This is a genomic window from Spirulina sp. 06S082, assembly GCF_034932145.1.
In the GTDB taxonomy this organism is placed as follows: domain Bacteria; phylum Cyanobacteriota; class Cyanobacteriia; order Cyanobacteriales; family Spirulinaceae; genus CCY15215.
Genome location: NZ_JAYGHV010000192.1, coordinates 1 through 7,917 on the forward strand (window position 1 = coordinate 1; position 7,917 = coordinate 7,917).

At 45.3% G+C, this 7,917-nt stretch carries 6 protein-coding genes and 1 pseudogene; 2 read left to right on the plus strand and 5 right to left on the minus strand.

Going from position 1 to position 7,917, the window contains the following annotated elements; all coding sequences use genetic code 11:
• From VB714_RS27445 to VB714_RS13745, 4 genes are all read right to left on the minus strand, one after another.
• On the minus strand, positions 1-135 hold a 135-nt coding region (locus VB714_RS27445), incomplete at its 3' end, for a tetratricopeptide repeat protein (RefSeq protein ID WP_416309680.1).
• A 25-nt stretch (positions 136-160) separates the two neighbouring features.
• Entirely contained in the window at positions 161-1,174 is a 1,014-nt protein-coding gene (locus VB714_RS13735) for a hypothetical protein (protein ID WP_323225074.1), read from the minus strand.
• A 142-nt stretch (positions 1,175-1,316) separates the two neighbouring features.
• Positions 1,317-2,840 (minus strand): DUF4127 family protein, encoded by a 1,524-nt coding sequence (locus VB714_RS13740; protein WP_323225076.1) that lies wholly within the window; start codon positions 2,838-2,840, stop codon positions 1,317-1,319.
• Positions 2,841-2,904: 64 nt separating this feature from the next.
• Positions 2,905-5,415 (minus strand): transglycosylase domain-containing protein, encoded by a 2,511-nt coding sequence (locus VB714_RS13745; RefSeq protein WP_416309681.1) that lies wholly within the window; start codon positions 5,413-5,415, stop codon positions 2,905-2,907.
• 490 nt (positions 5,416-5,905) lie between these two features.
• On the opposite strand from VB714_RS13745, the gene VB714_RS13750 reads away from it, so the two are divergent.
• Both VB714_RS13750 and VB714_RS13755 read left to right on the plus strand, forming a co-directional pair.
• On the plus strand, positions 5,906-6,202 hold the full coding sequence (locus VB714_RS13750; RefSeq protein ID WP_323225081.1) for a hypothetical protein: 297 nt from the start codon (positions 5,906-5,908) through the stop codon (positions 6,200-6,202).
• A 9-nt stretch (positions 6,203-6,211) separates the two neighbouring features.
• Positions 6,212-6,605, plus strand: a pseudogene (locus VB714_RS13755) (type II toxin-antitoxin system VapC family toxin).
• Between the two features lie 124 nt (positions 6,606-6,729).
• Here the strand turns inward: VB714_RS13755 and VB714_RS13760 are convergent.
• Complete coding sequence (locus VB714_RS13760; RefSeq protein ID WP_323225083.1) at positions 6,730-7,740, minus strand: J domain-containing protein; 1,011 nt, start codon at positions 7,738-7,740, stop codon at positions 6,730-6,732.
• Positions 7,741-7,917 lie beyond the last annotated feature (177 nt).

The window sequence follows — 7,917 nt, forward strand, 5'->3', positions numbered from 1 at the left end:
AGCTAAACCGCGTTGGTAATAAATATCGGCAAAATGAGGATTGCGCTGCAAGGCTTGGGTAAACGCCGCGATCGCCCCTAAATAGTCCTCTCTCTTGGCTTTTTCGAGTCCTTGCCGATAAAAATCTTCTGTCATTTTTCACCTCTAACACAATATTTTTTTAATTTACTCGATCGTTATTTTTCGTTACTTCGGAGGTGAATCTCGTTAATAATTCCTCGCGAGACAGGTGGAAGAGTAGAGGGGTAAATTCTTCGGGGGGAAGGGAGGCGATCGCTTCTACAATTGTTGCAAGTTCCTCATCCAACTCTTCAAAACGCGCCAAGAGAAGATTGTTAATCAAACGAATAGTGGCTTGCTTTTCTCCAAGTTTCGTTCCTTGTTGAAGACCTTCTTCACGGCCTTCTTCACGGCCTTCTTCACGGCCTTCTTCACGGCCTTCTTCTTTAGCTTGTTGTCGAATATCTGCCATTGCTTCCTCATACATTTGGGTTAAAGTCATAATTAACTCCTTATCCTCGCGATCTAAATCTTGTTCTCGAGTTTGTCGTTTGGTTAATAAAGCAACCAATTCTCTGACTAATTTTATCACATTTCCTCGGCGGCGATCTTCTCGAGGAAGTGCTTCGAGTTCTTGAATGGCTTGTGCTTGTACTCGTCCTTTTCCCAATAACCTCAACCACAATGTTTCTGTTTTTTTGGGCAGTTGATGAATGACGACAATGGCAGTTTTCCAGCCCGTCCCTGCAAAATAAATTCCTTGTTCTTCCTTTTTGGTTGATGGGATGCAACGGAAACTTTGTAGCAAGTTTGCAGAAGCAGTTGGAGTGAGAATCCACAGTTTAGGGAGATTGACCTCAGTGAGAGACTTTTTATCTCGTTTGGCTTCTCGTTCAATCTCCGCCAGCACGACAAACAGTTTAATCGCACAAGTGCGAATATCACTGGGAGTAATGGGGTTGCGGAAGGGTTCAAATAATGCTGGAGTTACGGTCAATTTTCCCAATAAACCTAAGTTTTTTCTTTTCCCTGTTTCTGTGGCAGAAGGAGTAAACAAAAGATCGATTTGACGGACTTCTGGGTGAACTTCTTTACTGGTTTCTACTGTTCCAATGGGAGAAAGAAGTTCAGTGAGATATTGTTTAGCGAATTGGTCGTGAATAAATCGCGTCACGAGATGAGACTAGGCAAAAGAACAAGAGTATTCTATCAGAAAGAATAGGCAAAACTCAAATAAAGCCCGTCATTTTGAGCATCGGTATGACGATCGCCTCGTAAGGTTTGCCCTCTTCTACGGCGATCGCAATATAAACAGTCTATTCTCGATCGCTAACCGTTAAATCCAAACCAATTTCAAACATTCTTTGCCAAGGCGAAAATATCTCTATTTCCCATTGCCATTGCAAGAAGGAATTGTGCATGGTTTTTTCCCAAACAGCGTTAATTCTCTTTTTCATCTCTGCCTGAATTTCTTTTTCCTTGTTATTAAAATTGTAATAAGACGCATCGATCGCCGGTAAATAATTCTTGACCAGATCCATGCGAACAATCGTTTGATAAGCCCAACCTTCCAATAAATGATAAATTTTGTTAGTTGTAATGGCTTGGAGATCGCTGGCATCAATACCGATAATTGCTGTCGCTAAAACAGTTCCCAAGGTGTTACAACAGGTATTCCAACAGCCATAAGCGAGAAGTTCATCCCAAGCTGCAAAATCATCAAGTAATTCTACTAACTCAGTTTCTCCTCCATTGGCAAAGGCAACATCGGCGATCGCAACGGGTTTCCCTTCTTGTAAAAATGTTGCAATGCGATCGACAAAAAAAGGCAAATTTCGATGGGTGGTATAGGTTAAATCTTTACGAGGATTATCCCATGCTTCTTGCATCACCTGACCTGGGGTATTAACAGCTAAAATAAAATCGGCTGCTTCTGGTGTAGAAACAAGACAACCTCCCACCGCTAAAATATGTGCTTTTAAACTTTCTCCCAAAGGGCGATCTTCATATAAAGGAATAATTTGTTCGGAATAAATGGAACTATAAAGAACATAAATGTTTCTACGAATGTCGCGCAATTGCAAACAAATACGAGCAAGTAATGTACACCCCACTTCATCAGCACCAGGATATAAGTTAATCTTTTTCTGTAAGCGCTTGGTACTGATTTCTTGAACGACTTCCTGGCGATCGCTTGCAGTAAATCCATAAATCGCGCAATCATCTTGAGGAATCGATAAAAAATCAATGATTCCTGCTTCCACTAATGCGATCGCCTTTTTATTAACACTAAGATTCTGTTTTCTTCGCTGACGATAATCTTGTAAATATTCGGAAGGAAGTTCGCGATCGATGCGATTTAATTCTTCTGTTTCTGTTTCTGTTATGCCTTCTCTTTGCTGCTTATCTTGCAACCATCCCCAGCGAAAAATTCTTTCCCCAAATTCCTCATAATAATCCGGTTCTTCTTCACTGCTATTATAACTTGGCGATCGCATAATCAGATTGCTGGCCAAAATAAGCAAATCGGGATATTTTTCTTTGAGTTTAGCAATGCGATCTAGGCGATCGCGCAATAATTCCTCAGAATCTTGATGCAGTCGCGAAGGCAATAAACCCCCATAAACCAACATTTCAATTGACAAAATTGCCCCTTGACAATCCGATATAGTAACTTCGATCCAGTCCCAAAGGCGATCGCGATCGGCAGGTTTTTTTTTGTCCCCCAATAAATTCCGAGGGGGAACAACCAGTTCTAAACTATTTTGTAAATTAGCGATCGCCTGGGGATAATCAAAATTGCAAGGCCGTTCATCAAGGGGAACATAGAGAATTCTCATCACCCATCACTCCCTATAAAGATAAATGATGAGTGATAAGTGATAAGCAATGAGTAATAAGCAATCATTCTTTAGGTGGCTTGTTTACTGAAGGAGGAGCCGCAGAGGGTGCAGGCTTGCTCACTTGCGGGGTTGTAGGACGCACGGGAGCCGGTGCGGCGGGGGGTGGTGTAGAGCGACGAGGTGCCGGTGCCGGTGCAGTTGCTCTTTGAGGACGAGGTGCCGGTGCGGGAGCGGGGCGAGAAGGCGTAGTTGCACGACGCACTACAGGCTTTGAGGGACTCGTTGGCTTGCTGACACTACGAGCGGGAGCCGAAGAGCGTTGCGGGGCGGGACTTGCTGCGCGTGTTGGCGTTGTTGTCGCACGACGGGTTGTTTGCCTGGTTTGCCTGGTTTGCCTGGTTTGCCTGGTTTGACTGCTACTGCTACTGCGACTGCGACGCGGTTGAGACTGAATGGCTAAATTTTGATCTGCGGGAATGGATTTATAGTAATTTTGTTTGGGTTTGAGTGGTTCCGCCGCGATGGTTCCCTTGCGTCCATCTAAATCAGGTCGATCGGGGAATTCCTCCTCGGGAATTTCTTCAATAACTCGACTCATAAAATCCTTCCAAACGGCGGCGGCGGTACTGCTTGCGCCTTTGGTAGAGGTATTATCGTCATTTCCGAGCCAAACTCCCGCGACCAATTGAGGAATATAACCGACAAACCATAAATCCCGGTAATCATCTGAGGTTCCTGTTTTACCTGCGACAGGGCGATTGAGTTGAGCGGCGGTGCCCGTACCGGAATCAACCACGGATTTCAGCATCCAGGTCATAATTGCGGCTGAGTCTTCATCGATCGCCTGCTTCGGTTTTTCCTTGGCTTCGTAGATTACCTTACCTTCGCGATCGAGAATGCGGGCAATACCGTGGGCTTCAGGGTGTAGTCCTTTATTGGCAAGAGTTCCATAAGCGCTGGTCAATTCTAGCAGTGTCACTTCAGACGCACCCAAAGCGAGGGAATAGGTGGACTTGAGTTCCGATTCGATACCCATATCCTTGGCCAGTTTAACAATAGGATTCCAACCCACATCGATGAGGGTTTTTACGGCGGGAATATTAACCGAGTAAGTTAGCGCATCTCGCATGGAAACATCCCCTCGGTAGCCCTTGCTATAGTTTTTGGGTTCGTACCCATCTACCACCAAAGGAGCATCTCGCAAGCTCTTGTAGGGGGAGAAACCCGCCGCGATCGCCGTGGAATAAACCAAGGTTTTGAAAGTAGACCCTGGTTGGCGCTTGGCTTGGGTAACGCGGTTAAACTGTCCGTTTTTCTCTTTATTAAAATAATCATCGCCCCCCACCATTGCCTTAATTTCCCCAGTGCGGGGATCGATCGCCGTTAGGGAGCCTTGAGAAAATTTCTGAGATTCGCCATAACGCACCACCGCTTTAGCAACAGCATCTTCTGCGGCTTGCTGCCATTTCAGATCGATGGTGGTTTCAATGGTCAAACCCCCTTCAGCAACCTTATCTGCGGGAACGAGTTTGGGAATTTGTTCTTGAACATAATCCGTAAAGTAAGGAACCTTGCGATCGAGGCGTTTGGGCTGTTGAGGATTGAGTTTAAGGGGAGCCGCGATCGCCAAAGCTGCTTGACCTGGACTGATATAGCCTTCATCCCGCATCCTCTCCAAAACAATATTTCGCCGCTCTTTAGCAGCATCAGCATCTTTAAGAGGAGAATAAATACTTGGAGCCGGGGCAATACCCGCAAGGGTCGCCACTTCTCCCACATCGAGTTTATCCACGGATTTACCAAAATAAACCCAAGCAGCATCGGCGACCCCATAAGCCCCCGACCCTAAATAGACTAAATTCAGGTAGCGCTCAAGAATGCGTTCTTTATCGTAAACCTCTTCAATTTTTTGAGCGAGGCGGATTTCTTTAACTTTGCGCCATAATTCTTTATCGTTATCCAAATAGACAATGCGGCTTAATTGTTGAGTAATTGTACTTCCCCCTTCTACTACTCGTCCCGATCGCAAGTTCGCAAAAGTTGCGCGGGCAATGCCCTGATAATCCACGCCTTTATGATCGAGAAAGCGGCGATCCTCGCTGGCAATAAAGGACTGGACGACGAGATTGGGGATTTTACCCATTTCTAATTTTTCGTGGGCAACGGGTCCAATTTCCTGTAGTACGCTACCGTCACCCGCTTCAACCGTCATGGTCTTAGCCCGTTTGTAGGAGAGAATTCCCTCGACGGACTCGGGTAATTGCGCTTCTACATCCTGCCAAACTTTATGACCGTAGGCGACTCCACTGCCCAAACCCGTTGCCACGACCAACAAAGCCCACAACCAAGGACGACGGTATAAGGGCTTCTTTTTACCTGCAACAGGTTCTGTTGCCGTTTTCTCCTCTTCTGTGGGGGTTACTGGCTTTTCCGCAGTCTTAACTGTTGCTTTGACCTGCTCAGTTTGCTCGGTTTTAACCGTCGCACCATTACTCGCGATCGCGGCAGGTACGGTCGAACCATTAGACTTACCATTTTTTGATGTACCATTTCCCAATTTGGGAAGGGAAATCTTGCCCTCGACCGGAGTAGCCGAATCGACAGATGCCGATTGCTTGACCTTACCGTTTTGACTTTTGGGTTTTTGAACGAATTTTGACACGCCGACTCCTCAAACTCTGCCACGAAACACGGAAACTTAGGTTTTTTAGATTTTAGGTTTCTTATTTTGCCTATTGTATGTCGTTCTTTCCGATCCTGCCGCAGAGTTTTTGAGAAATTTCTGTCAAGAGGAGGGAAGGCGATCGCGCAAGGGCAGAAGTTAGCGATCGCGGTCCCCCTTTTTAAGCAGAGAATCTGGAATCGAGAAGTCCCCCTTTTTATCTAGAGTGTATGTGGGCAAAAGTTCCGACTGCACACTGAGAACGCCAGTTGTTCTGGGAACGCTACGGAAATTCCGTAGCTGAAAGAATCCCCAACCATAATCTTTGATTTGGTTGGGGAGCGTTCAACAGTTCAAACCATTTTGGCTATAATGAAACGAGATAAGATAGGAGGAGACAATGCAAATTGTAGCAATTAAACGAGGGAACGTTTTGGAGCTTTCTGAAGTGCTGGATATTCCTGATGGGCAAAAAGTGATGATTGAAATTGCAGGTCTTCCGGCGCGATCGGATGAATCTTCCGGTTTTGCAGCCATTCAAACGCGATCGCCTTTATCTGAAGAGGAACGTCTTGAACGATTGATGGATTTATTTGGTGTTTGGAAAGATGATGAAGAACTAGATGAAATTTTTGCGGAAATCGATCGCGATCGTCATCAGCAGTTTGGCCGAGATATTGATAGTTTAGATGATTAATTGGAAACGATGTATTTACTCGATACTAACATTTGTATTGCCTTGATGAAGAAAAATGTGAAAGCGATGGCAGAATTTGCCAGCAAAGGGCGCGATTGTTATGCGTCAACAATTACACTAGGAGAGTTGTATAAGGGAGTCTATTGTTCTCAAAGATTTGATGATAACTTAACTGCTTTAAATAAATTTATAAATTTAATAAAGTTTGTTTCATTTGACGACATGGCAGCACTTGAGTTTGGCAAAATTCAAGCTGAATTGAGGAAAAAAAGGACGACCGACGGGAGATTTAGATGCGTTAATTGGTTCTGTGGCACGATCGCGGGGCGATATTTTGGTGACGCACAATGTACGCCATTTCATTAATATTTCTGGATTACAATTGGAGGACTGGATCGGATAAAAGAAGAGGTGCGATCGCATTTTTTATGAGCAATTTTTAGTAAATGAGTCTCTCCTGCTTAACAATATGATGGATTAAGGTTATCGCGATCGCCCTTGCCCGCCAAAAAATCCTTGACAGACCACTAGGAAGATAAAGACTCAATCATAGTTTGACGGGGTTTGCAGACTTCAACTTGACGGAGTTTTTCGTAAAGTTCCTTTTCTTGGGGACTTAAATCCGTTGGAACAATCACTTGAATTTCTACTAATTGATCGCCACGAGAACTATTACCGCGAGGATAGCCTTTATTGGCAAGGCGCAAGCGTTTGCCCGATCGCACTCCCGCCGGAACGTTCATTTTTACTAATCCATCTAGGGTTGGGACTTCCACTAAACCCCCCAAAATAGCTTCACTGGGAGTTAACGGCACCTGACAAAAAATATCCGCCCCCTGTACCTCAAAAACAGCATGGGGTTCAACCGTCATTTTCAGATAGAGATCGCCGCCATTCATGCCTTGACCCCGCAAGCGAATTTTTTGACCGTTGACGATCGCCGGCGGCATTTCTACTTCAAGCGATCGCCCATCTTCTAAGCGAATGCGCTCTTTACCGCCACTATACGCCTTTTCTAACGGTAAAGTTAACTTGGCTTCAATATTGCGCGGGCGTTCCTTTTTGGTCGCGTTATTATCCGTTTCTCGAACCGTATATTCGGTTTTCTTAACTCCAGGACGAAAGGCATCTTTTGCCCTAGGATCGACCCTAGCACTGGCGGGAGGTCTTTCGCTGATGTCTGGCGATCGGTTAATTAAATCCTCAACAAAGCGATCGAAATCCTTGTAACTTTTCGGATCGAATTCCTCTGCAACTGGGCGATCGCGTTTGGGGGGTGCTTTTCTCGGGGATTTGCGTTTTTGCCCATTAGAATCCCAATAACGGCTGAAATTGTCGTATTGCGATCGCCGATAGGGATCGCTAAGGACCTCATAAGCCTCGTTAATTTCCTTAAAGCGATCCTCCGCGACTTTATCCCCAGGATTCATATCCGGGTGATAGCGCCGCGCCAAACGTCGAAACGACTGTTTGACATCAACACCAGACGCATTCGTTTCTACATCTAAAATCCTGTAGTAATCGCGGAAGTTTTGCATGGACAAGTTCAACTATCAACTATCAACTATCAATTATCAATTATTTTCAGAGCCAGTCGTCGTCATCCTCATCCCAATCATTTTTGTAGGGGGGGCGAGAATTGCGGCGATCGCGAGGAGGGGGAGAAACATAGGGATCGCGAGGGGAAGAAGGGGGAGAAACATAGGGATCGCGAG